Origin of the sequence: Thermocrispum sp. (assembly GCF_002919275.1) — a bacterium.
Lineage (GTDB): Bacteria > Actinomycetota > Actinomycetes > Mycobacteriales > Pseudonocardiaceae > Thermocrispum > Thermocrispum agreste.
On the sequence record NZ_PKFA01000051.1, the window covers coordinates 123,954 to 149,623 of the forward strand.

The window sequence follows — 25,670 nt, forward strand, 5'->3', positions numbered from 1 at the left end:
CTCTCCGGGTCAGCGGGCCGAGCGGTGGTTGGCCAGCATTTCGGGCGTGAGCACCGCGTCGACGAAGCCGTACTCCTTCGCCTCCTCCGCGGTGAACCAGCGGTCCCGGTCACCGTCGGCGATGATCTGCTCGACGGTCTGGCCGGTCTGCTGCGCGGTGATCTCCGCCAGTTCTCGCTTCCACCTGCTGAAGACCTGGGCCTGGATGGCGATGTCGGACGCGGTACCGGTGACCCCGGCCGACGGCTGGTGCATCAGGATCCGCGCGTGCGGCAGGGCGTACCGCTTGCCCGGCGTGCCCGACGAGAGCAGGAACTGTCCCATCGACGCCGCCAGCCCCATCGCGTACGTCGCCACATCCGGCTCGATGAGCTGCATGGTGTCGTAGATCGCGAACCCGGCCGTCACCGAGCCACCCGGGGAGTTGATGTAGAAGCGGATGTCCTTCTCCGGGTCCTCGGCGGCCAACAGCAGCAACTGGGCAGTGATCCGGTTGGCGACCTCGTCGTTGACCTCGGAGCCGAGCACCACGATGCGCTCTTGGAGCAGCCGCTCGTACACCGAATCGGTCAGGGAAAGGCCTTGCGTGGCCGTCCGCATGCTAGGTGGTTGCTGCGTCACGTCTGCCTGCCTCACATCAGGTCCAGCGGACCGTCGTCGGTCTTGAAGGATTGCCGTCGGTGGGATGCCACCGCTGTCGTCATCGACACTAACGAACGCCGGCGGCCGGACATGCCGGATCCGGCCGCCGTTCGCTCACAGCGTCACGCGTCGGTGGCCTGCTCGCCCGCCTTGGCCTCGCCGGCGTCCTTGCCCCCGTCGTCACCGGCCTGCTGCTCCTCGCCGCCGAACAGGTCGGACAAGTCCACCTCGTTGCCGCTGGCGTCGGTCACCTTGACCTTGCGCACCACGCCCGCCAGCGCCTTGCCCCGGCGGATGTCGGCGTAGATCGCGCCCAGCTGACCGGACTGCTGCGCCCGCTGCACGTACTCGTCGGGCGAGATGCCGAAGCGCTGCGCCTGGTACACGATGCGCTCGGTCAGCTCGTTGTCGTCGACCGTCACGTTCTCCGCGTCGGCGATGCTGTCCAGCAGCAGCTGGGTGCGCACCGTCTTCTCCGCCTCGCTGCGCAGCTCCTCGTGCCACTGCTTCGGGTCCTGACCCGAAGCCTCCAGCGCCCGGTTGAGCAGCTCCTCGTCGTCGTGCGTGTCGGCCAGCTGGTGCATCGCCTCGTGCTTGCGGTTGGCCACCTCGGCCTGCACCACGCCCTCGGGCACCGGCACGTCGGCGGCCTCCAGCAGCGCCTCGAGCACCTTGTCCCGCGCCTGCACGCCCTGCTGCATGCGCTTCACCCGGCGCAGCCGCTCGCGCAGGTCGTCCCTGAGTTCGTCGATGGTGTCGAACTCGGAGGCCATCTGGGCGAACTCGTCGTCGGCCTCCGGCAGCTCGCGCTGCTTGATCGACCGCGCAGTGACCGTGACCTGCGCCTCCTGCCCGGCGTACTTGCCCGCCAGCAGCTTGGTGGTGAACGTCGCGCTCTCGTCCTTGGACAGGCCGATCAGTGCCTCGTCGATGCCCTCGACCAGCTGGCCCGAGCCGATCTCGTACGACAGGCCCTCGGTGGCGGCGTCCTCCACCGGCTCGCCGTCCACCTCGGCGGACAGGTCGATCGACACGAAGTCGCCCTGCTGGGCGGGACGGTCGACGCCGACCAGGGTGCCGAACCGCGCGCGCAGCTCGTTCAACTGCTCCTCGACCTCGTCGTCGGTCAGCTCGATGTCGTCGACGGCGATGGTCACGTCCGACAGGTCCGGGATCTCGATCTCCGGGCGCACGTCCACCTCGGCGGTGAACTCCAGGACCTCGCGGTCCTCCAGCTTGGTGACCTCGAAATCAGGCTGCCCGAGCGCCCGTACCTGCTCGGCCTGCACCGCCTCGATGTACTTGGCGGGGATCGCCTCGTTGACCACCTCTTCGAGCACTGGGCCGCGTCCGATGCGGCTCTCCAGCACGGGAGCGGGAACTTTGCCGGGACGGAAGCCGGGGATGCGGACCTGCTGCGCGATCTTGCGGTAGGCGCGGTCGAAGTTCGGCTTCAGCTCGTCGAACGGCACCTCGACATTGATCTTTACGCGCGTCGGGCTCAGCTGCTCGACGGTGCTCTTCAACGTGTGCTCCTTGAGGGCTTGACAGATGTGGACCCCGTGTTGTTCGCGGGCGATTGCCCGAGTCTAGATGCTGCGTTCGCGCGCCGTCGCAAGACCTCTGTTTTCGTGCAGGCCAGGGCACACTTCCGAGCGGCCAGTCACCGGATCGGGGCAAACCCGCGGCCGTGCGTACTCCGCCGTGTGCCGGCACGCGGATCACGCCACCACGGATTCCGATCCGGCGTTCGCCGGCACCCCGGACGGTCACCGTGCTGCATGCGCGGCGATGGCCCGCCGGCGAGCCGTCAGCGGACCTGCCGCACGGGATACCGGTCCCTGACGGTCTGGTTGAAACAGCGGCCGGGGTTGGACGAAGCCAGCAGCGCGACGTACACGCGACGCGGCACGACGAAGTAGCGATACACCTCGCGGTTGGTGAACTCGACCTCCAGCACGGCCTCGTCCTGGGCGTAGCCGACCGATCGCAACACCGTCGACTTCACGGGCACGCGCTCCATACGTCGAACGTGCCACATCGGCGGGATCGACGGGACCGATTCGCCGCCACATCGCCCGCGAACAGCAGCGAGCCCGGAGCCACCACGTGGATCCGGGCCGCGCTCGTGCGACGGCACGAAACGTCGGGGTGACAGGATTTGAACCTGCGACCCTCCGCTCCCAAAGCGGATGCGCTACCAAGCTGCGCCACACCCCGCCGGGCCGCCTGGGCCGTGCTCGGCCAGCATATCGGTACCCGTTAAACTGGCGACGCGCCCGGTCACCGGACCGGGACTGCGGGCGTAGCTCAATGGTAGAGCCCCAGCCTTCCAAGCTGGTGGTGCGGGTTCGATTCCCGTCGCCCGCTCAACGCGATCGGCCGCCGTCGATCAGCCGGAAGCGGACGATATCGATTTTGGTGGCCTCCTCGATCCCCGGGTAGTGCGTCTGCAAGGCGTGGTGCAGGCCGGCGGACGTGGCGAAGCCGTCCCGCCGGGCGTCTTCCTCGGTGGGCTCGCCGACCGCCCCTCGACCACTTTGATGACCTCCACGAGCAACGTCGTGACGATGCCGTCCGCGTCGTGGTCGAAGACCCAGCTGACACCGCCCTGGCGCCTCGGAATCGTCGAGGCGGATCGTGCCGTCTAGCGGTCGGCGCGGATGTCCTCCAGACGGTCTTCCCACACGTACTGCCGCTGCGACACATCCGGCTCGACGGCCCGCCAGTCGGACACGTACGACAGGAAGTCGCGCACCGGGACGGCTTCCGGGGGGCCGATCTTGGTGCGCACCACCGCGCGGATGTCCGGATCCAGGTCGAACAGCATCTGACGGCACGGGCCGCACGGGGAGACGATCGTGAACTGCTCCGGGCCAGTCGCGATGGCGCCCACGGCACCGGCCACACGGGGAGACGACCACGCGGTCGTGCACCGCTGCGATGCACACCAACGGAAGCCGGGCGTGCGGCGAGGCCACGACCTGGCCGATGGCCACCGGCTCGGCGCACGGGCCGCCGATGAAGTGGTGGACGTCGATCCCGGTGAAGATGTCGCCTGCGCGAGTCGAGCACGGCCGCGGCCACCGAGTGGTCCTCAGATCGATGTGCCTCGCGCAACGTTGTCGTCGCCACCTCGACCAGGCGTTGTTCCTGCTTGGTCAGCACGGCCGAAGCCCAACCGGCGAAGATCGGGTACCTCGGCCGAACTGCCCGACAGCGATACCGACGGCCGGCGGCGCGCCAGCGCCCGGTCGATCCAGGCGCAGACGCCGAACAGCAGCGCAGCCTGCACCGCGCCCGCCAGGACGCACAACAGGGCACCCATAGGGCCGGGCGTGGGTTCGATCAGCGGCACGACACCGGCCAGCGGCCGGGCCACCAGGCACAGCGGCTCGGCCCAGTACCAGCCGTCCGGCCGTGTCACGATATACCACACGAACACGTAGCTGGCGGCGCCGAGCACGAAGACGGCGTAGCTCAATGCGAGCCAGCGCACCCGCCACGGTGTCGGCGTCGGAGTACTACTTGCCCGCATGCCCGGCTATCGGGCTGCACGCCGCGATTGTTACCGCCGGGTCGCACCACCCGGTGGCCACCGCACGGGCACGGGCAGGGAACGATACGCGCAGCGGTTTCGTTGACCGGGCAACGTGGCAACGGCTGGAAGTGGGAGCGATGGGCGAGGCAGGTCTGCTGATCATCGTGCTGATCGTGGTCGTCATGGGCGGGATCTACCTGTCCCAGCAGCGAGCCACTCAGCGCCGCGACGAACTCGAGGACGCCAAGGCGGAAGCCCGCCGCTGGGTGGAGCGGCTCGGCGGCCAGGTGCTCAACCTGACCGGCACGAACGCGGCCTCGAAACAAGCGCTCGCCGACGCGGCCGAGCGGTACACCGCCGCCGGCTCGCAACTCGAGCAAGCGCAGACCGCCCACCAAGCCCGGCTGGTCATCGACACCGCGCTGGAGGGCTTGTACTACGTGCGCGCGGCCAGGACCGCCATGGGCCTGGACCCCGGCCCCGAGCTGCCGCAGGACCGGGAGCGCGAGCGCGCCGGCGCGGTCTCCGAGTTCCGCAGCGTGGACGTCGAGGGCAAGCACTACGAGGCGTCGCCGGAGCCCGGCGACCGCACCCCGTACTACTACCCGGGCGGCCGGGTGGCCGGGCGCCCGGTGCCGCGCGGATGGTACTCCGAGCCGTGGTGGAAGCCCGCCCTGGTCGCGGGGGCGTGGGGCTTCGGCTCGATGATGCTGTTCAGCGCGCTGTTCTCCGGCATGGCCGGGATCGCCAGCGCATCGGCATGGGAAGCGGGCGCCATGAACGACGCCGAGATGGCTGGCGGTGACGCGGGCGATGCCGGCGACATGGGCGACTCCGGCGGCGACTTCGGCGGTGACTTCGGCGGCGGCGACTTCGGGGGCGGCGACTTCGGTGGTGGTTTCGACTTCGGCGGCTTCTAGGCCCGCCGGGGCACGGCATCGCACCCACCTAGAACGAAACCGGCGGGGCCGGCCGTAGTGGCCGTCACCCCGCCGGTCGTGCGCAGCAGCACATGCCGCGCGTCGACGTCGCTCAGTGTGCCTTGGACAGCTTCGCCAGCCGTTCCGGTCGCGGCCACCGCACGTCGTAGACCCAGCCGAACTTCTCGAACAGCCAGATCAGGCGCGCGGTGATGTCGATCTGCCAGCGGCCGACGCCGTGCCGGGCCGACGTGGGGTCGGCGTGGTGCAGGTTGTGCCACGACTCCCCCATCGACAGGATCGCCAGCGGCCAGAAGTTCGCCGACTTGTCCCTGGCCTTGTACGGCCGGTCGCCGATGATGTGGCAGATCGAGTTGATCGACCAGGTCACGTGGTGCACCACCGCCACACGCACCAGGCTGCCCCAGAAGAACGCGGTCAACGCGCCCCACCAGGACCAGGTGACCAGTCCGCCGATCACCGCGGGAGCAAGCAACGTGGCGACGGTGAGCGGCACGAACAGCTTGTCCACCCGCCGCATGTCCTTGTCGGCCAGCAGGTCGGGCGCGAACCGCTCCTGGTTGGTCAGCGTCCGGTTGAACAGCCAGCCCATGTGCGCGTGCCAGAAGCCGCGCAGGATCGCGCCCGGGGAGGTACCGAACGCCCACGGCGAGTGGGGGTCTCCCTCACGGTCGGAGAACGCATGGTGCCTGCGGTGGTCGGCGACCCAGTGCAGGATCGGCCCCTGCACCGCCATGCTGCCCAGGACCGCGAGCGCGATGCGCATCGGACGTTTGGCCTTGAACGATCCGTGGGTGAAGTACCGGTGGAACCCGGCGGTGATGCCCAGCACCGACAGGGTGTAGAAGAACGCCAGCAGCCCGAGGTCGAGCATGGTGACGCCCCAGCCCCACAGCAGCGGGATGGACGCGATCAGCGCGATCGCGGGAATGATGGCGAACAAGTAGACCGTGATGTGCGCAGCCAGCGGGCGCGCACCGCTCTCGATGGGTTTCGGCCCGGATCTGGGGCCGCGTCGGGCCGGGCGCTCCGGCTCCGATCGGGTCTCCGGCCCGGCCTCGTGCCGGGGACCCTGGTCATGCTTTGTCGAAGGGGAAGCGTCGACGCTCACCGTGGTTGTACCTCTCCTGTCAGGTGCGCACCGGCCGGTGCACGCGAACTTGCGGAGCAGTCGTGCCACCCCTTGCGCCCAGACGGTACACGTCCGACCGCGTTGACAGGAGGGGTCTTACCGAACTGGTCGTCGCAGGGGCTCAGCTCTGGCACGTCGGGCACCAGTAGAGCTTTCGACCCTGCAGCGTTCGCATCGCCACCGTTGTGCCACATATCAGGCAGGGACTACCCGCGCGCCGGTACACGTAAACCTCGCCCCCGTGCCGATCCTGCCGCGGCTGCCTGCCCATGGCCTGCGGGGTGTGCTCGGGACGGACCGTGTCGATGCGGCCGCGCGCGACGCCGTCGGCCATCAACGCGACCAGGTCGTCCCACAGCTGCCCGGCCCGCTCCCGGCCGATCGACCGGCCGGGCAGCATCGGGTCGATCCCGTGCCGGAACAGCACCTCCGCGCGATACACATTGCCGACACCGGCCATGATCCGCTGATCCAGCAACAACGCGGCGATCGGCGACGCCGACGACGCGATGCGGTCCAGCGCGGGCCCGGGGTCGGCGTCCGGCCGCAGCGGATCCGGCCCCAGCCTGGCCGTGATCGCCGTGACCTCGGCCTCGGTGAGCAGCTCACAGCGATTCGGGCCGCGCAGGTCGGTGGCGTGCGTCGGACCGACCAGGCGCATCCGCACCTGACCGGCCGGGGCTGGTTCGGGCCGCTCGAACTCGGTGAACGTGCCGTAGAGGCCGAGGTGGATGTGCACGACACCCTGGCCGCCGTAGTGGTGGAACAGGTGCTTGCCGTATGCCTCCGCCGCGGTGAACACCTTGCCGTCGAGCAGCGCGGCCTCCGCCGCGAAACGCCCTTGCGGGCTGGTCACCGCGACCGGGTGGCCGGCGTAACGTGCCTGGTGCAGCCGGGCCAACCGGTGCAGCGTGTGTCCTTCGGGCATTCAGCTGGTCTGCCCGTGCCCGCCCGTCTGCGGCAACGCCGGCGGGGTGCCGGTGCGCTCGTAGTCCGTCAGCTGCCCGACCCGGCGAACGTGGCGTTCGTCGGTGTCCGGCTCGGCCGCGAGGAAGGCCTCCACGATCTCCGTGGCCTCCTCGACGCTGTGCATCCGTGCCCCGATGCCGACGACCTGGGCGTGGTTGTGCTCCCGCGTCAGGCGGGCGGTCTCCACGCTCCACGCCAGCCCGGCGCGGATACCCTTGACCTTGTTGGCGGCGATCTGCTCGCCGTTGCCGGAGCCGCCGATGACGATGCCCAGGCTGCCCTCGTCGGCGGCGACCCGCCGGGCGGCCTCGACGCAGAACGGCGGATAGTCGTCGGCCGGGTCGTACTCGTAGGGCCCGACGTCCACCACGTCGTGCCCGAGCCCGCTCAGATGCTGCACCAGATGGTTCTTCAGCTCGAAACCCGCATGGTCGGCGGCAAGGTAAACACGCACGACGTGGAGTCTGCCAGCCGGATCGGTGCACACCGTTTCCGGGCCTGACGCGGTGCGTCGTGCCCCACCCTCGGTGCGGCCGCGGCGCACGCGCGGTATAGGTGAAGCGATGTCGAACGAATCCGCGCCGGGACGGTGGCTGGTGCTCGCCGACGGTGTCTACGCCCGCCGGTATGCCGAGTTGGACCAGACCCTCGGGCTGGTGGTCGGCCGGGACCGGGCGCTCGTCGTGGACACCGGCCGCGACGAGGAGCACGGCGCGGAGTTCGCGTCAGCCGTCGCCGGTCTCACCGCGTTGCCGCTGACCGTGGTCGTCACGCACGCGCATTTCGACCACTGCTTGGGCACAGCCGCCTTCCCGGGGGCGGAGGTCTGGGCCCATGAGCGGTGCCGGGTCGACGAGCGGGTCTTCGTCGAACGGGCCGAGTACTACCCCGGCGCTCCCCCGGTCCGGCTGGTCCAGCCGACGCACCGGGTACGGGAAGCGGCGGAGCTCGACCTCGGCGGCCAGACGGTACGCCTTGTCCATCCCGGCCGCGCGCACACCGATCACGACCTCGCGGTGCACGTTCCGGACGCGCGCGTGCTCTTCACCGGGGACCTGGTCGAGCAGGGAGCCGACCCGTCGATCGGGCCGGACTCCTTCCCGCAGCTGTGGCCGCACGCGCTCGACGAGCTGCTGCGCCTGGACGCGGCGACGTTCGTGCCGGGCCACGGCGACCCGGTGGACCGCGCCTTCGTCGAACGGCAGCGCGACCTGCTCAGCGCTGGATCGACTTGACTTCGAGGTACTCCTCCAGCCCGAACTTGCCGAACTCCCGGCCGATGCCCGACTGCTTGTAGCCGCCGAACGGCGCCATCGGGTTGAACGAGCCGCCGTTGACGTCCACCTGACCGGTGCGGATCCGCTTGGCGACCTCGATCGCGCGCTCGTCGCTGCCCGCGAAGACCGCGCCGCCCAGCCCGTACATCGAGTTGTTGGCGATCCGCACGGCGTCGTCGACGTCGGTGTACGGCAGCACGGACAGCACCGGGCCGAAGATCTCCTCCTGTGCGATCACCATGTCCTCCCGCACGTTGGCGAAGACCGTCGGGCGGACGAAGAAGCCGCGCTCCATGCCGTCCGGCTTCTCCGGGCCACCGCACGCCAGCGTGGCGCCTGCTTCCGCTCCCGCCCGGATGTAGCCGACCACCCGGTCGCGCTGCACCTCACTGACCATCGGCCCCAGCCGGGTCGCCGGGTCCGACGGGTCGCCCGGCTGGTACTTGGCCGCCGCGGCGACGGCGATCTCCACCGCCTGGTCGTGCAGCGACTCCGGCACCAGCATCCGGGTCCAGGCGTTGCAGCTCTGCCCGCCGTTGAGGAAGGTGTTGGCCACGCCGAGCTTGACCGCCTTGGTCAGGTCGGCGTCGTCCAGGATGACGTTGGCGGACTTCCCACCCAGCTCCAGCGCGACCCGCTTGACCGTCTGCGCGGCCGCTGCGGCGACCGCCTTGCCCGCGCGGGTCGATCCGGTGAACGAGATCATGTCCACGTCCGGGTGCTCGGCCAACCGGGCACCCACCACCGGGCCGGTGCCGTGCACGATGTTGACCACCCCGTCCGGCACACCGGCCTGCCGCAGCACCTCCACCAGGATTCCGGTGTTCAGCGGCGCCACTTCACTGGGTTTGAGCACCACCGTGCAGCCGGCGACCAGCGCCGGCGCGAGCTTGGCCATGATCTGGTGCAGCGGGTAGTTCCACGGGGTGATCGCCGCGACCACCCCGGCGGGCTCGCGCACCACCAGCGAATTGCCGATCTCCTCGGTGAACGCGAAACCGCCGCTGTCGACCAGGTCGGCGACCCCTTTGGCGGTCGTCGCGGGCAGGGTCGCCTGCACCTTGGTGGCGAACGTGATGGGGGCGCCGACCTCGGCGGAGATCAGCGCGGCAATCTCGTCCCTGCGCTCGGCGAGCCCGGCGGAGATCGCGCGCACCACCGCCGCACGGTCCTGTGGGGTGCGTGCGGCCCAGGAGGGGAAGGCCGCCACCGCGGCGGCGACGGCGGCATCGGCGTCCTCCACGGTTCCCGCGGGCACCGAACCGATGATCTCCTCGGTCGCCGGGTTGAGCACGTCGATCGACTCCGCTGACTCCGGGTGCTCGGCTCCGTCGATGAAGTGTCCGACACGGGTCAGTGCGGGCGCGGCCATGTCAACTCCTCCGCAAGTGGATGGCACGGACCCCTCCTACCTTGGCACAACTCGACCGGCCGGTAACCGTCGGTGCGCGCGGCTACCGTCAGCGAGCCACAGTCGTCCGACCCTTCAGGAGGCACCATGTCCGTGACTTCGCAGGCCGACACCGCCGGTCACGCCGTCACCGGCGAGCGAGCGGACCTGCTGTCGTCGCTGCGCAGGCACCGCGGCTTCCTGCGGCAGACCGTCCGCGGGCTCACCGACGAGCAAGCGGCCATGCGCCCCACCGTCAGCGACCTGTGTCTCGGCGGGCTGATCAAGCACGTCGCCCACTGCGAGCGGCAGTGGGTCCGGTTCACCGAGGAAGGCCCCGGCGCGATGAGCTACGACGAAGGCTCGTGGCAAGCGTGGCAGGACCAGTTCCGCATGCTTCCCGGGGAGACCCTGGCCGGTTTGCTGGCCGAGTACGACGCCGTGGCCGCAAAGACCGACGCGCTGGTCGTCACCGCCGATCTGGACGCCGAGCAGCCGCTGCCGGAAGCGCCGTGGTTCGAGCCCGGCGCGCGCTGGAGCGTGCGCCGCGTCCTGCTGCACATCATCGCCGAGACGGCCCAGCACGCCGGGCACGCCGACATCATCCGGGAAAGCATCGACGGCGCGAAGACGATGGGCTGACCGGCCTGCCCGGCATGGGCCGCGTGAGCCAGCTCCCCGGCCGGCCGACAGCACGGGGTCGCCGCACCCGACGCCCTGAGGGGTTCCAGCTCGGTCAGCGGCAAGGCCGGATCCGCGGCCACGTTCGGTGCCGGTGAAGGAGCTTGATCACGGTGGGCCGGCCGTTCCGTTACTGGCTCACCGGGGCCTGGGGGTGGCCGCGCCAGCTCCCGGACCGGCCTCCGCCGACACGGATCCACCCGCGCCACCGACCCCCGGCTTCCATTCCAGCCAGTCACCACGGTGATCCGCGGCCCCAGCCGAGCGCCAACTCCCGGACGGGGCCCGGGCTGCCCTGCCCACGCGGATCCGGCCACACCCGGCGCGTGGTTCACCAGGCGCTGCGCGCTTGCTTGCGGGCCGGCCGGGCCGGCCGCCTCACTCGGTCCTGCCGGCCCGGCTTCCGGCCCGCCGGGCTCACCCCGTCGGCGGCCGGCCCGCCGTCAGTCGAACTTCAGCTCGCCGGTGCGGCTGCGCTTGAGCTCGAAGAAGTCGGGATAACCGGCCAGCATGACCGCCCCGTCGAAGACCTTGAGCGCGTCCTCGCCACGCGGGATCGACTGCAGCACCGGGCCGAAGAACGCCACGCCGTCGACATGGATCGTCGGCGTGCCGACCTCGTCTCCCACCGGGTCCATGCCGCGGTGGTGGCTGGCCCGCAGCGCCTCGTCGTACTCGGTGGACGTGGCCGCTTCGGCCAGCTCGGCCGGAGCGCCGATCTCCGCCAGTGCTTCGGGAATGATCGACGGGTCCTCGCCACGGCCCTGGTTGTGCGCCCGGATGCCGTAGGCGGTGTAGAAGTCACGCAGCGCCTTCTGCCCCAGCTTCTGCTCGACGGCGATGGCCACCCGCACCGGCCCCCAGCCGAACTCCAACAGCTCCTTGTACTTCTCCGGCAGCTCGTCCCTGCCCTCGTTGAGCACCGACAGGCTCATCACGCCGAACCGCAGGTCGATGTCGCGGTGCTTCTCCACCTCGAGGATCCACCGCGAGGTGATCCAGGCGAACGGGCAGATCGGGTCGAAGTAGAAGTCGACCTTGGTCCGCTTCGGCGACGCCGGGCTGCCAGGTGGTGTGGTCATCGACAACTCCTTGCCGGTCGGTCAGGAAAATCCGTTTCACGCATGCCCAACCACGACAGTGGCGACGTTGTTCCCACCACCTGCGGCGACACCCGTCACTGTGTCGGACATCCGTGATTGGATGCTGCTGGATCCCAACCTTCCTTCGCGCAAACTACCGAGGTGCTTTGTGGTCGCCCCCAACTTGACTCGTGAGGAAGCCCGAAGCCGCGCCGCCCTTGTCGGCGACGCCGAGTACGACATCGAACTGGACCTGACCGACGGAGCAGGCAGGCCGGGCGAACGCACGTTCCGCTCGATCACCACGCTGACCTTCTCGGCTCGCGGGAACGGACCCTTGTGGGTCGACATCGTGGCTGAACAGGTGCGATCGGCGACTTTCAACGGCACGCAGCTGGACGTCTCCGGCTACGACGAGGAACGCGGCATCGCACTGCCCGAGCTCGCCGAGCAGAACACGGTCACCGTGGACGCCGACTGCCGGTACATGAACACCGGCGAGGGCCTGCACCGGTTCGTCGACCCGGTCGACGGCAACGTGTACCTGTACTCGCAGTTCGAAACGGCCGACGCCAAGCGGATGTTCGCCTGTTTCGACCAGCCCGACATCAAAGGCGTCTACCGGCTGACGGTGATCGCGCCGCGGGGCTGGAAGGTGGTGTCCAACGCCCCGGTCAGGACCACCTCCGAGACCCCGGAAGGCGCGATCCGGCACGAGTTCGAGCCCACCGAGAAGATCTCCACCTACCTGGTCGCGCTCGTCGCCGGCCCGTACGCGGAATGGCGTGACGAGTACCGCGACGAGCACAAGACGATCCCGCTGGGCATCTACTGCCGTGCGTCACTCGCCGAGTACATGGACGCCGACCGGCTGTTCACCGAGACCAAGCAGGGTTTCGACTTCTACCACCGCAATTTCGGCGTGCCGTACCCGTTCAAGAAGTACGACCAGCTGTTCGTGCCGGAGTTCAACGCCGGCGCGATGGAGAACGCGGGCGCGGTGACGTTCCTGGAGGACTACGTCTTCCGCAGCCGGGTCACCCGCTACTCCTACGAGCGGCGGTGCGAGACGCTGCTGCACGAAATGGCCCACATGTGGTTCGGTGACCTGGTCACCATGCGCTGGTGGGACGATTTGTGGCTGAACGAGTCGTTCGCCACGTTCGCGTCCGTGCTGGCGCAGGCCGAGGCCACCGAGTACAAGCACGCCTGGACGTCGTTCGCCAACATCGAGAAGTCGTGGGCCTACCGGCAGGACCAGCTGCCGTCCACCCACCCGGTTGCCGCCGACATCCCGGACGTGCAAGCGGTCGAGGTGAACTTCGACGGCATCACCTACGCCAAGGGCGCGTCGGTGCTCAAGCAGCTGGTCGCCTACGTGGGGCTGGAGAACTTCCTGGCCGGGCTCAAGGTCTACTTCGCCAGGCACGCCTGGCAGAACGCCACGCTGGCGGACCTGCTGGCCGCGCTGGAGGAAGCGTCCGGCCGCGACCTGTCGTGGTGGAGCGCGCAGTGGCTGGAGACCACCGGCCTGAACGAGCTGCGTCCGTCGTTCGAAGTCGACGAGGAGGGCAAGTTCACCTGGTTCGCGGTCAAGCAGGGCGGCGCCAAGCCGGGCAAGGGCGAGCTGCGCACGCACCGGATCGCCGTCGGCATCTACGACGACGTGGACGGCAAGCTGGTGCGCACCCACCGGGTCGAGCTGGACATCGACGGCGAGTCCACCACCGTGGAGGAGCTCGCCGGTGTGCCGCGCGGCAAACTGGTGCTGGTCAACGACGACGACCTGACCTACTGCGCGCTGCGGCTGGACCCGGATTCGCTGCAGACGCTCGTCGAGCGCATCGGCGACATCGCCGAGCCGCTGCCACGCACCCTGTGCTGGTCGGCCGCCTGGGAGATGACCAGGGATGCCGAGTTCAAGGCGCGTGACTTCGTCGCGCTGGCCTGCCGCGGCTTGCCCGCGGAGACCGAGGTGGGTGTGGTGCAGCGAGTGTTGCTGCAGGCCCAGACGGCGCTGTCCTCCTACGCCGACCAGGAGTGGGCCGCCAAGGAAGGCTGGCCGGCGTTCACCGCCGCGGTGCTCGACATGGCGCGCAACGCCGAGCCCGGCTCGGACCACCAGCTGGCCTTCGTCAACGCGCTGACCGGCTCGGTGCTGGACGCCGAGACGCTGGACGTGCTGGCAGCCTGGCGTGACGGGTCGCAGACGCTGCAGGGCTTGACCGTCGACACCGACCTGCGCTGGCGGCTGCTGCACGCGCTGGTGGCGCACGGCAGGGCGGACAAGGCGGAGATCGACGCCGAACTGGAGCGGGACAACACCGCGACCGGCAAACGTCACGCCGAGCGGGCGCTGGCACTACGGCCCACGGCGGCGGCGAAAGCCGAGGCGTGGGAGCGCGCGGTGTACGACGACGAGCTGCCGAACGCCATCAACGACGCGATCATCGCCGGGTTCAGCCATCCGGGGCAGAAGCACCTGCTGGCCGAGTACGTCAAGCAGTACTTCGCCGTGGTGGACGACGTCTGGCGCCGGCGCAGCCCGGAGCGGGCGCAGGCGGTGGTCAACGGGCTGTTCCCGACGTGGGCGGTGGAGGACTCGACCGTGGCCGCCGCGGACGCCTGGCTGTCCGAGGAGCGGCCGCCCGCGTTGCGGAGGCTGGTGACCGAGGGACGCGCGACCGTCGTGCGGGCGCTGGCCGCACGCGACTGCGACCGCGGCTGAGCCAACGACAAAGCGCCGGGCCCGGCAGCACGACCGGGCCCGGCGCTGACGTTTCCCATGGTCTGCGGGCGTGCGAAACGATCCTCCGGCAGGTCACCGCCGACACGGCCGGGCAGCCGCCAGTGGCCGCCCGGTACCTGCGGTCAGCGAATGTGACCCGCCTGCTCGTCCAGCATGCGCAGGCCGTTGATCAGCCCGCCGACCAAGTCGCCCTCCTTGAACGAGGCGACCATGTTCATCACCGCGAGCTTGCACGCACGGGCGGGCAACCTGGCCGAGGCCACCTCGCCGGTGACCAGCTCGAGCACCCGCTCCCCCGGCGAGACGGCGATCAGCACCGCACGCGGGGCGTCCTTGCCGAGCCGGCGCAGCAGCTGCTCGGCCTCCGCCCGGCTGTCCTCGCCGAGCTTGCCCAGGTAGATGGTGAAGAGCAGCCCGGTGTCCCGGCTGGCCAGGGTCAGCGCCTCGTCCAGGCGGTCGAGCTGGGCCGGGGTGAACGGGTGATCGGGCTCGGCGGGCTCGTACGGCTTGGCGGCGGAGACCCGGCCGCTGAGCGTGATCGCGGCGCCGGGCTCCAGCGTGCTCGGGTCGACCTTCGGGAACGTGACCTCACCAGCTGCCACGGGCACCTCCCACGGTCATACGGTCGGGATCGAATTCGTCGAGGCCCTCCGGGGCCGGCGGCAGCACGCCGGGGTGGGCGCTCCACCACTGCGGCGGGAAGTCCCAGTCCTGGCCAGGGCGGTAACGCTTGCGACCGGTCAGCTTCGACCGCATGGTCAGCAGGCCGATGACGGCGCAGATGGCGGCAGGGATCGCCGCGAAGATCAGGATCGTCTCCATCACGCTCACGCGTGCAGGGTAGCCGATCCGGTTTCGGCCCACCGACCGCGCCGAGCGTCGACGTGTCCTGGGTCCCTCCGCTAGGCGACCGAGCCGAGGTACAGCCGCCACTCCGGGGCGGCGTGTTCCACTTCGGCGAGCAACCGCCAGTGCGGTCCGCGCGGTGCGACCGGCTCGACCCGCAACGACCAGCCGAGCTCGGACAGCAACCGGTCGGCCTTGCGGTGGTTGCACCTGGCGCAGCTGGCCACGCAGTTCAACCAGCTGTGCTTGCCGCCGCGGCTCTTGGGCACGATGTGGTCGATGGTCTCCGCCCGGCCGCCGCAGTAGGCGCAGCGGTAGCCGTCCCGGTGCATCAGGGCCGCGCGCGTGAGCGGGACCTTGGCCCGGTAAGGTACCCGCACGTAGTTGTTCAACCTGATGACCGACGGCAGCGGCACTGTGGCCGAAGCCGAGTGCAGCACCATCCCGGACGGGTGCCCGTGAACCACCTCGGCCTTGCCGCAGACGAGCATCACGATGGCTCGGCGCAGCGGCAACGCGGTCAGTGGCTCGAACGTGGCATTCAGCAGAAGCACGCGGGTACGCGTCCAGTGCTGGCGTAATCGGCTCGATGGCGAGGCGTCTCCGTTGGTATGGTGGCCCTCCTTGTGCCGCCTCGCCTGGCGCCGGGATGGACCGCCACCCGAGGAACGGGTGGCCCCTGGTATGGGGATCGTCTCTGACTTCGGCACTCGACTACCTCCGTACCGTGCAGGCATAGTCCGTGCTGTCCACGCCTAGTCGACCATGTCTTGAGCAGAAACGCACGTCTCTTTTGCGACGTGTTACGTGACAGCGGCCGCGGCACGAGTGTGGACGATGGAATGAACGAGACAATGAACGTGGCATGAAGGGAGCGGTCACGGCCGTGGTTCAGCTCGATCTCAACGAGCCGCCGGAGTGCGTTGCGGACGCCGGTTCGTGGTGTCAGCAGGTGTGGCACCTGACCGGCAACAGCTGGCTGGCCGGGTCGGCGGAGTGGCTGGTGGCCAAACCACTGGCGATCGTGCTGACGATCGTCGTCGCGCTCCTGGTGCGATGGCTGATCCACCGGCTGATCGACCGGCTCACCCGGCTGCCCTCCGCAGCAGGCGACGACCAGAAGCGGCCTGCACTGCTGCGGCCGTTGAAGGAGAAGGCGCCGAACCTGCTGAACTCCACCCTGATGGAACGGCGCAGGCAGCGCGCCAAGACGATCGGCTCGGTGCTGAAGTCGGTGGCGTCGTTCCTCATCTTCAGCATCGCGGTGATGCAGATCCTGTCGGTGCTGGGCGTCAACCTCGCGCCGATCCTGGCCTCGGCGGGGATCGCGGGCGTGGCACTCGGCTTCGGTGCGCAGAACCTGGTCAAGGACTTCCTGTCCGGCCTGTTCATGATGGCCGAGGACCAGTACGGGGTGGGCGACATCGTCGACCTCGGCGACGCCAGTGGCGTGGTCGAGTCGGTCGGCCTGCGCATCACCACGCTGCGGGACATCAACGGCACCGTGTGGTACGTCCGCAACGGCGAGATCCTGCGGGTCGGCAACTCCAGCCAGGGGCACGCCAACGCCGTGGTGGACATGCTGCTCGCACCGGGGTCGGACATCGACCGGGCCAGCCGGATCATGCAGGACGTGGCCACCGAGGTCACCGCCGAGGAACCCATCTCGGCCGACGTACTGGAACCACCGAACCTGCTCGGTGTGAACTCCATCACGGCGGAAGGCATCACGCTGCGTCTGACGGTGAAGGTGAAAGCGGGCAGGCAGTACGCGGTCGAGCGCGCGTTGCGGGCACGCATCACCACCGCACTCACCGACGCCGGGTTCGAGACCCCGTCGTACCGGCTGTTGGTGCCGCGCAGCGACGGCAAGCAGAAGTGACAGGATGGACGGCGTGACCGAGCAGCAGGAGCAGCAGACGTTCTACGAAGCGGTCGGTGGCGAGGAGACCTTCCGCAAGCTCGTCGCCCGCTTCTACCAGGAAGTCGCCGAGGACGAGGTGCTGCGGCCGCTGTACCCGGAGGAGGACCTGGGCCCGGCGGAGGAGCGGCTGCGGCTGTTCCTCATGCAGTACTGGGGCGGCCCGCACACCTATTCCGACCGGCGCGGCCACCCACGGCTGCGGATGCGGCACGCGCCCTACAAGATCGGCCCGATCGAACGGGACGCGTGGCTGCGCTGCATGCGGGTGGCGGTGGACGAGAGCGGCATCGAAGAGCCGTACCGGACCCAGTTGTGGCAGTACCTGGAAATGGCCGCCAACAGCATGATGAACTCGTGGATGTGACCGAGGCGCTCGACTGGTGGCGCACCGCCACCGTCTACCAGATCTACGTCCGCTCGTTCGCCGACAGCAACGGTGACGGCGTGGGAGATCTCGAGGGCATTCGCAGCAGGCTGGACTACCTGAAGGATCTCGGCGTCGACGCGGTGTGGCTGACACCGTTCTACCCGTCCCCCATGGTGGACAACGGCTACGACGTGGCAGATCCACGCGACGTCGATCCGCTGTTCGGGGACCTGGCCACGTTCGACCGATTGCTGGCCGACGCGCACGCGCGGGGCATCAAGGTCACCGTGGACGTGGTGCCGAACCACACCAGCTCGCAGCACCCGTGGTTCCAAGCCGCTCTGGCCTCCCCGCCGGGCAGTCCGGAGCGGGCCAGGTACTGGTTCCGCGACGGCAAGGGTCCCGACGGTGACGAGCCGCCGAACAACTGGCAGAGCTGCTTCAAGGGCCCGGCGTGGACCCGGGTCGCCGACGGGCAGTGGTACCTGCACCTGTTCACGCCGGAGCAGCCGGATCTGAACTGGAGCAATCCGGAAGTGGTCGCCGACTTCCACCGGACGTTGCGGTTCTGGCTGGACCGCGGGGTGGACGGCTTCCGGATCGACGTGGCGCACGGCATGGCCAAGCCCGCCGACCTGCCGGACATGGACCCGCGGGCGATGTTCAACGTGGTGGAGCATGCCAACTACTACGACCCGCGGCTGAACAACGAGGGCGTTCTGGAACTGCACGAGGGCATCCGCCGGGTGCTCGACGAGTACCCGGGAACGGCTGCCATCGGCGAGGTCTGGACGTTCGACGACGAGCAGATGAGCCAGTACATCGCGCCCGGCCGGCTGCACCTGGGTTTCAACTTCCGACTGGCGCTCACCGAGTTCGACGCCGACAAGCTGCGTGCCGCGATCGACCGCTCGCTGGCGGCGCCGCTGAGCGTCGGTGCCCCGCCCACGTGGACGTTGAGCAATCACGACGTGTGGCGGCAGGTCAGCAGGTACGGCGACGGTGAGATTGGGCTGGCCAGGGCACGCGCCATGGCGCTGGTGGAGCTGGCCCTGCCCGGCGTGGTCTACCTGTACAACGGCGAAGAGCTCGGCCTGCCCAACGGCCCGCTGACCGAAGAGCAGAGCACCGACCCGGGCGGCACGTCGGACATGCAGGGCTCCCGCGACGTCGCGCGCATCCCGCTGCCGTGGTCCGGTGACATGCCGCCGTTCGGCTTCACCACCGGACAGCGGACGTGGCTGCCCATGCCCGTCGAGTGGGCCGACCGCACGGTGGAGAAGCAGGAGGCCGACCGGTCGTCGACGCTGTGGCTCTACCGGGACGCGTTGCGGTTGCGCAAGACCCACCCCGCGATGTCCGGGGACACGGTGAGCTGGGAAGACGCTCCCCCGGGGTGCTTCGTCATGCGCAGAGAGGGCGGGTTGCGGTGCGTGCTGAACTCCTCGGACGCGCCGGTGGACCTGCCGCCCGGCGAAGTACTGCTGGCCAGCTCGCAGGTACAGGACGGCAAACTGCAGCCCAACGCGGCGGCCTGGCTGGTCTAGGCGCTTCGACCGGGGCCCGGCCGGACCGACGTGAGGCGTGCTCGGTTGTCAAGGCGCTGACTCACGCGCCTTCCGTGCCGGGCATGGCTCAGAAGACCAGTGGCAGCAGGGCGTGCCGACGGCGTACCACCGCGCCGTAGCGGGCGTCGATGCGCATCCAGGATTCGTTGGCGCGGACGCGCACCACATCGTCGGCGTGCTCGTCCTGCTGGCCGGTGAATCCCATGCCCGCCAGCGCGAACAGGCACCGCATCGGAACCTTCAGGTCGACCTCGCCGTTGGACACGGTCAGCACCGGCTGGTCCAGCAGGGATGCGGGCGGGTTGCCCATCGGGCCGGCGTTCTCCTTGGCCACGGTCAGGCCGCGTTCGGTGAGGTCACTGATCACCGAGACCGGCACGTCGTCGATGATCGGCCAGGTGCCTTGGGGCGGCAGTTCGGAGCGCCACAGCAGATCGCGCGCCGGACCTGGGTCGACCTCGGCGGACCGTGCCACGGTGAGGGCCGCGAGCAGTTCGTTGCCGCTGACGGTCACGTCCGCCGGCGTCAGCTCGGCCAGCACCGCTCTGGTCGCCAAGACCTCGAACGGTGTGGTCGCCCACGCCTCCACCATGCCGACGGTGTCCGTGCCGCTGTTGTGCCGCACACGCATCCGGATCGGCACCTGGGCGTCCAGCCGGACCGCGCGGGCCACGAACGCCGCCAGGTTCTCCCGCTGTGCCGGGTCCTCGAAGCGCAGTGCGGTCACATGCTCAAACTACCAACGCGGGTCGTCATGACGACGCCCCACCAGCCCGGGAGTCACTGGTGGGGCGTCTACGGGCGGGGCCTGTCAGAAATCGAACAGGGGGCCTTTCTCGGTGCGCATCACGCACCGGTTGGGGAACGTCTCGGCGTACCGCACTGCCCTGCCCTGCCAGTGGCCGATGAGCCGCGCGTGCACCGGCCGGTAGATCAGCACGCAGGGATCCTCGGAGTACGAGACGGCGGCCGCATCACCGTTCGTTTCGGTCAGGACGGCGCACGCCTCGTCGGCGCGCGGATGAGTGCCGCCTGCCGGGTCGCATTCCAGCGCGACCCCGGTCGAGGCACCACTTTCGTCCTCGACGACGAGATGCAGTTGACTCGCGCGCGGCTGGCCCGCGCTCACGCCCGGCTGCAGCACTCCGAGCAGCAGCGCAGGCATGACCAGAACTGTGGCTAGACGTGATACTCGCATGACGCCGCTCACGCTATGCCGACCCACTCCGGACGCCGCGACAACGCTCCGACGCGACGGTGAGAATCGCCCCATCGGGTTTGCTCGCCATCTGTCGGGCACGCAGACGGCCGGACCGGCAATTGCCGACGGTGCGTCGGACAACCCGGCCCGGCCGCCTGGTGAATGGCTGCGGCCGGTGGCACCGAGCTGGTGCGACCGCGGTCGTTGCCGGTGCGACGGCGGTCGTTCCGGCCCGGTGAGCGGCCCGGCTACGACCGGGCCCGGGTGACCACCGTCCTCACCGCGCCATGCTGCGCAATTGCCGCGTCGCCACGGACAGCGTGGCCAGGTCCAGCTTGCCGACGCGGGCGATGTCGTCCAGCGCCACCCTGGCGCGGGCCAGGCGCGAACTGTTGGCCCGCTCCCACTGCTCGATCTTGGCGTCGACCGGGTCACCGGGATCGCTGATCCGCAGCGCGTCCAGCGTGATCGCCCGCAACGACAGGTAGATGTCGTCGCGCAGGGCCAGCCGAGCCAGCGCGTGCCAGCGGTTGCCGCGCTCCAGGGCGGTCACCGACGTCAGCATCCGGTTGATGCCCAGATGCTCGGACAGCGCGTAGTAGAGCTCGGCGGTCTCCAGCGGGCTGCGCTCCCGGTCGACACCGATTTCCTGTTCGGCCAGCTCGGCCACCTCGGTGACGTCCAGCAAGCCGTAGGTGAACAGCAGCGCGGCGACCCTGCCCGCGAGGTCCTCCGGCACGCCGTCGGCAATCAGCTCGTCGCGTCGGGCGTTCAGCACGTCCAGCTCTTCGCCACGCAGCAGCTCCGGCACCTTCGGCTGCAGCGCCCTGACCACCCCGGAGAACCGGTTGATCTCCGCGCCGACCGCCAGCGGCTGCGGCCGCGAGGACAACCACCAGCGCGCGGCGCGGTCCAGCAGCCTGCGGGTCTCCAGCACCATGCGGTCGGCGACGTCGGTGGACACCACGTTGTCCAGCGCCTCGATGTCCCGCCACACCGCAGGCAGGTCGAACACCCTGGTCACCACCATGTAGGCGCGGACCGCGTCGGTCGCCGTCGCGTTCATCTCCTCGGCCAGGCGGAAGGCGTACGACAGGCCTGCGCCGTCGACCACCTCGTTGACCACCTGGGTGGTGATGATCTGCCGCTTCAGCGGATGCTGCTGGATCGCCTCGGCGAACCGCTCCCGCAACGGCGTCGGGAAGTACAGCGGCAGGCGCTGCGCGAAGACGTCCTGGTCGGGCAGATCGGAGTCGATCAGTTCGTCCTTCAGATCGAGCTTGACGTGGGCCAGGATGGTGGCCAGCTCCGGGGAGGTGAGCCCTTCGCCGTCGGCGATGAGCTTCTTGAACTCCTGGTTGCTGGGCAGCGCCTCGAGCTGGCGATCCAGGCCCGCCTTCTCCTCCAGGTAGGACACCAGCCGCTGGTGCACCGACGCCATCGGGGCGGCGTGCGCGCGGGAGACGCCCAACACCGCGTTCTGCCGGTAGTTGTGCCGCAGCACCAGCTCGGCGACCTCGTCGGTCATCGACTCCAGCAACGGCACGCGCTCGTCCTGGCTCAGCTCGCCGCGTGCGATGGCCTGCTCGAGCAGGATCTTGATGTTGACCTCGTGGTCGGAGCTGTCCACGCCCGCGGAGTTGTCCAGCGCGTCGGTGTTGATCTTGCCACCGTTGCGGGCGAACTCGATCCGGCCCCGCTGGGTGAAGCCCAGGTTGCCGCCTTCGCCGACCACCTTGACCCGCAGCTGGTTGCCGTCCACCCGCACCGCGTCGTTGGTCTTGTCGCCGGCGTCGGCGTGGCTTTCCGTGCTCGCTTTGACGTAGGTGCCGATGCCGCCGTTCCACAGCAGGTCGACCGGCGCCAGCAGGATCGCCCGGACCAGCTCGTTCGGCGTCAGCTTCGTCACCTCGTCCGGCAGGCCGAGTGCCCGGCGCATCTCCGGGGTGACGACGACCGTCTTGGCAGAGCGTTCGAACACGCCTCCGCCTTTGCTGATCAGGCTTCGGTCGTAATCGGCCCACGTCGACCGCGGCAGCTCGAACAGCCGCTTGCGCTCGCGGAACGAGATCGCCGGGTCCGGGTCCGGGTCGACGAAGATGTGCATGTGGTTGAACGCCGCAACCAGGCGGATGTGCTCGGACAGCAGCATGCCGTTGCCGAACACGTCGCCGGACATGTCGCCGATGCCGACCACGGTGAAGTCCTGCGTCTGGGTGTCGATGCCCAGCTCCCGGAAGTGCCGCTTCACCGATTCCCACGCGCCGCGGGCGGTGATGCCCATTTCCTTGTGGTCGTAGCCGGCTGAACCGCCCGAGGCGAACGCGTCGCCGAGCCAGTGCCCGTAGGCCAGGCTCACCTCGTTGGCGATGTCGGAGAAGGTCGCCGTGCCCTTGTCGGCCGCCACCACCAGGTAGCTGTCGTCGTCGTCGTACCGGACGACCTGGGGGGCAGGCACCGTCTTGCCGTCCCGACGGTTGTCGGTCAGGTCCAGCAGGCCGGAGATGAACATCCGGTAGCAGGCGATCCCCTCGGCCTGCAGGGCTTCCCGGTCGGCGGCGGGATCACCGGTGGGCGCGGGCGGGTTCTTCACCACGAAACCGCCCTTGGCGCCGACCGGCACGATCACCGAGTTCTTGACCGCCTGCGCCTTGACCAGGCCGAGGATCTCGGTGCGGTAGTCCTCGCGCCGGTCCGACCAGCGCAGCCCGCCGCGGGCCACCGAACCGAAGCGCAGGTGGACGCCCTCCACCCGGGGCGAGCAGACGAAGATCTCGAACCGCGGCCGTGGCTCGGGCAGGTCGGGCACCGCCGTCGGCTCCAGCTTGAACGACAGGTACGAGCGGTGCTCGCCGTTGTCGTCGGTGCGGTAGTAGTTGGTCCGCAGCGTGGCTTTGATGAGTGTGAGCAGGCCGCGCAGGATGCGGTCCTCGTCGAGGCTTTCCACCGAGTCGATCATCGACTCGATCTCGGCCGCGCGCTGCTCGACGCGGTTCCGCCGCTCCGGCGTCACCTCCTCGCCGTCGGCGACGTCGAACTTCAGCTCGAACAGGTCGATCAGCGCGGCCGCCACCTGCGGGTTGGCCAGCACGGTCCGCTCGATGTAGGCCTGCGAGTACGGGGTGCCCGCCTGCTGCAGGTAGCGGGAGTAGGCGCGCAGCACCGACGTCTGCCGCCAGGTCAAGCCGCTGCGCAGCACCAGGCCGTTGAGCCCGTCGATCTCCGCGGCGCCGTCCCACATGGCACGGAACGCGTCCTGGAAGCGCTTGCCCAGGTCGCTGAGTGACTCCGGATCGGCGACCTTCTCCAGCGTCTGCTGGTCCACCCGCAGGCCGAAGTCGTAGATCCACGCCCGGCTGCCGTCGGGCATGGTGATGTCGTACGGCCGCTGGTCGATGACCTCGACGTCCATCTTCTGCAGCATCGGCAGCAGCTTGGACAGCGAGACCCCTTCACCCGCCAGGTAGAGCTTGAACCGGTGGGTGGCCTCGTCGTGCTCGTCCTGGCAGGCGTACAGCTGCATCCCAAGGTCGCCCGGCCCGGACAGTGATTCCAACTGCCGCAGGTCGCGCAGGCCAGTGACGGCGTCGAAGTCCTCCTTGTAGGCCTCCGGCAGCGCCGCCGCGAGACGTTCCCCGAGCTGAGTGGCCGGCTCGTCGCGGTGGCTCTGCAGCACGCCTGCGGCCACTCGCTCCTCGTGAATGGCCTCGATGAGCTGGTCCTCCCAGCCGCGCACCGCCGTGGTGAGCCGCTGCTGGATGCGGCGCATGTCCGGCTCGATCTGCTTGTCCGGGTCGGTGTAGGCGGTGAAATGCACCTGGGCGAACAGCGTCTCGCCCAGCCGGACGGCGAACTCGACCTCCCGCGCCTGGAGTTCTTCGCGCAGTACCTCCTGCATGGCCTGCCGGGACCGGGTGCTGTACCGGTCGCGCGGCACGAACACCACGCACGAGAAGAAGCGGCGGTACGGGTCACGGCGCAGGAAGGCCCGGATGCGGCGCCGGTCGGCCAGGGCGATCGCGCCGGTGGCGGTGGCGTAGAGGGAGTCGGGGTCGGTGGAGAACAGCTCGGCGCGCGGCCAGCTCTGAATGACCTCGAGCATGGCCTGGCCGGAGTGCGAATCCATCGGGAAGCCCGCGCGATGGATGACGTCCCGCACCCTGCGTCCCACCACCGGGATGTCCAGCACGTCCTCGTGCAGCGCCGACGTGGTGAACATGCCGAGGAAGCGGTGCTCGCCGGTGACTTCGCCGTTGTCGTCGAAGGTCTTGACGCCGATGTAGTACGGGCGCACCGGCCGGTGGACCGTCGACCGGGCGCTGCCCGGCGTCAGCACGAGCAGGTTCTTGGACAGTGCCGTTTTCGCGATGTCCGTGCCCGCGGTGAGTTTGCGGGCGGCCAGGCTGTCCTGGCGGAGCACGCCCAGGCCGGTCGCCAGGACCGCGCGGAGCACCGGCGCGTCCTCGGCCACCGGGTCCGGTTGATCCCGCACCACTTCGTACTTGCGGTAGCCGAGGAACCGAAAGTGCCCGTCCACCAGCCAGCGCAGCAGCGCGGCGCCTTCGGTCACTTCGGTGGGCGGCAGCGGCGGCGGGGACGATTCCAGTTCGTCGGCCAGCTGCAGCGCCGTCTCGGTCATCTTGACGGAGTCTTCGACGACCTCACGGACATCGGTGATGACGGAGATCAGGCCGGTCTCGACGGCCGCGGCACGCTCCGGATCGGTGATCTGGTCGACCTCCACGGAGATCCACGACTCCGCCGAGGCGCCCTCCGGCGGGTCGTCCAGGTCCGCGGCCGGGTGCAGCTGCTGCAGCGCACCCGTGACGTCCCGGGTCGCCAGCAGGATCGGGTGCACGATGCGCTGCACCGGCATCCCGGACCTGGCGAACTTGGCCACCACGCTGTCGACCAGGAACGGCATGTCGTCGGTGACGATCTGCACGACCGTGACACCCGAGGAGCCGCCGGTGGACCGGGCCGGGTTGCTGATCTTCACCACCGGCCTGCCCGGGGGGCGCCGCTCGGCCAGCTCCAGGTGGCTGCGGACCGCGGCGAGCAGGTCCTCCGGCGAGTCGTCGACGATGTCCTCCGGCGGGGCGTGCCGGTAGTACACGCGGATCAGGTCGGAGATGTCCGGCGCCAGTTGTGCTGCGGCCTCGACCAGTCGATCCCGTTGAGCCTCCAAGTCGTCGGCATCCGCCGACCCCCCAGGTGACACGCTGGAGACCTTGGTGGAAGTCATGGCGCGAACAACCTCCGTTGCGGCAACGCTGCACAGTCAACGCCTCTCACCCTAGCCTGGCGACGTTCGGCACTCGCAGCCCACGCAGTTCGATCACCGGCGGGCGATACGATCA

Annotated in this window: 23 protein-coding genes and 2 tRNA genes; 8 read left to right on the forward strand and 17 right to left on the reverse strand. The window is 69.5% G+C overall.

Translation table 11 applies throughout. From position 1 onward, the window contains the following. Positions 1 to 9: 9 nt before the first annotated feature. The 4 genes from CXP56_RS12305 to CXP56_RS12320 form a co-directional block, all read right to left on the reverse strand. Positions 10 to 621 (reverse strand): ClpP family protease, encoded by a 612-nt coding sequence (locus tag CXP56_RS12305; protein WP_286901200.1) that lies wholly within the window; start codon positions 619 to 621, stop codon positions 10 to 12. A 143-nt stretch (positions 622 to 764) separates the two neighbouring features. Then, positions 765 to 2,168, reverse strand: a complete 1,404-nt coding sequence (gene tig / locus CXP56_RS12310; RefSeq protein WP_038044337.1) for a trigger factor — start codon at positions 2,166 to 2,168, stop codon at positions 765 to 767. Between the two features lie 284 nt (positions 2,169 to 2,452). Next, positions 2,453 to 2,665, reverse strand: a complete 213-nt coding sequence (locus CXP56_RS12315) for a KTSC domain-containing protein (protein WP_028846337.1) — start codon at positions 2,663 to 2,665, stop codon at positions 2,453 to 2,455. Positions 2,666 to 2,788: 123 nt separating this feature from the next. Beyond that, positions 2,789 to 2,862, reverse strand: a tRNA-Pro gene (locus CXP56_RS12320). 79 nt (positions 2,863 to 2,941) lie between these two features. Here CXP56_RS12320 and CXP56_RS12325 point away from each other — a divergent pair. After that, a tRNA-Gly gene (locus tag CXP56_RS12325) sits at positions 2,942 to 3,012 on the forward strand. A gap of 277 nt (positions 3,013 to 3,289) precedes the next feature. On the opposite strand, the gene CXP56_RS12330 is transcribed toward CXP56_RS12325, so the two are convergent. Next, the gene (locus CXP56_RS12330; protein WP_286901202.1) at positions 3,290 to 3,550 is read right to left on the reverse strand and encodes a cytidine/deoxycytidylate deaminase family protein; all 261 of its coding nucleotides are present in this window, start codon (positions 3,548 to 3,550) and stop codon (positions 3,290 to 3,292) included. A gap of 189 nt (positions 3,551 to 3,739) precedes the next feature. Next, a complete protein-coding gene (locus tag CXP56_RS12335; protein WP_286901204.1) occupies positions 3,740 to 4,141 on the reverse strand; it encodes a hypothetical protein in 402 nt (133 codons plus the stop codon). Positions 4,142 to 4,320: 179 nt separating this feature from the next. Here CXP56_RS12335 and CXP56_RS12340 point away from each other — a divergent pair, with 179 nt between their 5' ends. Then, the gene (locus CXP56_RS12340; protein WP_028846334.1) at positions 4,321 to 5,103 is read left to right on the forward strand and encodes a hypothetical protein; all 783 of its coding nucleotides are present in this window, start codon (positions 4,321 to 4,323) and stop codon (positions 5,101 to 5,103) included. Positions 5,104 to 5,215: 112 nt separating this feature from the next. Here the strand turns inward: CXP56_RS12340 and CXP56_RS12345 are convergent, their stop codons facing one another. The 3 genes from CXP56_RS12345 to CXP56_RS12355 form a co-directional block, all read right to left on the reverse strand. Then, on the reverse strand, positions 5,216 to 6,112 hold the full coding sequence (locus CXP56_RS12345; protein ID WP_051309677.1) for an acyl-CoA desaturase: 897 nt from the start codon (positions 6,110 to 6,112) through the stop codon (positions 5,216 to 5,218). 265 nt (positions 6,113 to 6,377) lie between these two features. Continuing rightward, the gene (locus tag CXP56_RS12350) at positions 6,378 to 7,184 is read right to left on the reverse strand and encodes an Fpg/Nei family DNA glycosylase (RefSeq protein WP_028846332.1); all 807 of its coding nucleotides are present in this window, start codon (positions 7,182 to 7,184) and stop codon (positions 6,378 to 6,380) included. Next, a complete protein-coding gene (locus tag CXP56_RS12355; RefSeq protein ID WP_028846331.1) occupies positions 7,185 to 7,679 on the reverse strand; it encodes a ribose-5-phosphate isomerase in 495 nt (164 codons plus the stop codon). Positions 7,680 to 7,788: 109 nt separating this feature from the next. On the opposite strand from CXP56_RS12355, the gene CXP56_RS12360 reads away from it, so the two are divergent. After that, a complete protein-coding gene (locus CXP56_RS12360; RefSeq protein WP_028846330.1) occupies positions 7,789 to 8,460 on the forward strand; it encodes an MBL fold metallo-hydrolase in 672 nt (223 codons plus the stop codon). Here the strand turns inward: CXP56_RS12360 and CXP56_RS12365 are convergent. Continuing rightward, a complete protein-coding gene (locus CXP56_RS12365; protein WP_028846329.1) occupies positions 8,441 to 9,874 on the reverse strand; it encodes an aldehyde dehydrogenase family protein in 1,434 nt (477 codons plus the stop codon). The genes CXP56_RS12360 and CXP56_RS12365 overlap by 20 nt on opposite strands. A 126-nt stretch (positions 9,875 to 10,000) precedes the next feature. Between CXP56_RS12365 and CXP56_RS12370 the strand changes: the two genes are divergently transcribed. Continuing rightward, positions 10,001 to 10,534, forward strand: a complete 534-nt coding sequence (locus CXP56_RS12370) for a DinB family protein (RefSeq protein ID WP_038044336.1) — start codon at positions 10,001 to 10,003, stop codon at positions 10,532 to 10,534. Between the two features lie 482 nt (positions 10,535 to 11,016). Here the strand turns inward: CXP56_RS12370 and CXP56_RS12375 are convergent, their stop codons facing one another. Next, positions 11,017 to 11,655, reverse strand: a complete 639-nt coding sequence (locus CXP56_RS12375) for a mycothiol-dependent nitroreductase Rv2466c family protein (protein ID WP_028846327.1) — start codon at positions 11,653 to 11,655, stop codon at positions 11,017 to 11,019. Positions 11,656 to 11,824: 169 nt separating this feature from the next. On the opposite strand from CXP56_RS12375, the gene pepN reads away from it, so the two are divergent. Further along, positions 11,825 to 14,383 carry an aminopeptidase N gene (gene pepN, locus CXP56_RS12380; protein WP_028846326.1) on the forward strand — a complete coding sequence of 853 codons (2,559 nt, stop codon included), beginning with the start codon at positions 11,825 to 11,827 and terminating at the stop codon, positions 14,381 to 14,383. Positions 14,384 to 14,526: 143 nt separating this feature from the next. Here the strand turns inward: pepN and CXP56_RS12385 are convergent, their stop codons facing one another. The 3 genes from CXP56_RS12385 to CXP56_RS12395 form a co-directional block, all read right to left on the reverse strand. Beyond that, positions 14,527 to 15,006 (reverse strand): DUF5130 family protein, encoded by a 480-nt coding sequence (locus CXP56_RS12385; protein ID WP_028846325.1) that lies wholly within the window; start codon positions 15,004 to 15,006, stop codon positions 14,527 to 14,529. Further along, positions 14,993 to 15,226, reverse strand: a complete 234-nt coding sequence (gene ctaJ, locus CXP56_RS12390; protein WP_245566540.1) for an aa3-type cytochrome oxidase subunit CtaJ — start codon at positions 15,224 to 15,226, stop codon at positions 14,993 to 14,995. The genes CXP56_RS12385 and ctaJ overlap by 14 nt, the downstream gene beginning before the upstream one ends. 80 nt (positions 15,227 to 15,306) lie before the next feature. Continuing rightward, a complete protein-coding gene (locus CXP56_RS12395; protein WP_028846323.1) occupies positions 15,307 to 15,804 on the reverse strand; it encodes an HNH endonuclease in 498 nt (165 codons plus the stop codon). 332 nt (positions 15,805 to 16,136) lie between these two features. On the opposite strand from CXP56_RS12395, the gene CXP56_RS12400 reads away from it, so the two are divergent. The 3 genes from CXP56_RS12400 to CXP56_RS12410 are packed head-to-tail and all read left to right on the forward strand — an operon-like array spanning position 16,137 to position 19,088. Next, positions 16,137 to 17,132, forward strand: a complete 996-nt coding sequence (locus tag CXP56_RS12400) for a mechanosensitive ion channel family protein (protein ID WP_038044386.1) — start codon at positions 16,137 to 16,139, stop codon at positions 17,130 to 17,132. A 13-nt stretch (positions 17,133 to 17,145) separates the two neighbouring features. Beyond that, positions 17,146 to 17,538, forward strand: coding sequence for a globin (locus tag CXP56_RS12405; protein WP_245566529.1), 393 nt, complete (start codon positions 17,146 to 17,148; stop codon positions 17,536 to 17,538). Next, the gene (locus tag CXP56_RS12410) at positions 17,535 to 19,088 is read left to right on the forward strand and encodes a glycoside hydrolase family 13 protein (RefSeq protein WP_286901236.1); all 1,554 of its coding nucleotides are present in this window, start codon (positions 17,535 to 17,537) and stop codon (positions 19,086 to 19,088) included. The genes CXP56_RS12405 and CXP56_RS12410 overlap by 4 nt, the downstream gene beginning before the upstream one ends. A gap of 88 nt (positions 19,089 to 19,176) precedes the next feature. On the opposite strand, the gene CXP56_RS12415 is transcribed toward CXP56_RS12410, so the two are convergent. The 3 genes from CXP56_RS12415 to CXP56_RS12425 form a co-directional block, all read right to left on the reverse strand. Beyond that, on the reverse strand, positions 19,177 to 19,836 hold the full coding sequence (locus CXP56_RS12415; protein WP_028846319.1) for a DUF8185 domain-containing protein: 660 nt from the start codon (positions 19,834 to 19,836) through the stop codon (positions 19,177 to 19,179). 84 nt (positions 19,837 to 19,920) lie between these two features. Further along, complete coding sequence (locus tag CXP56_RS12420; protein WP_051309575.1) at positions 19,921 to 20,274, reverse strand: SSI family serine proteinase inhibitor; 354 nt, start codon at positions 20,272 to 20,274, stop codon at positions 19,921 to 19,923. Positions 20,275 to 20,587: 313 nt separating this feature from the next. Then, complete coding sequence (locus CXP56_RS12425) at positions 20,588 to 25,555, reverse strand: NAD-glutamate dehydrogenase (protein ID WP_286901211.1); 4,968 nt, start codon at positions 25,553 to 25,555, stop codon at positions 20,588 to 20,590. Positions 25,556 to 25,670: the final 115 nt, after the last annotated feature.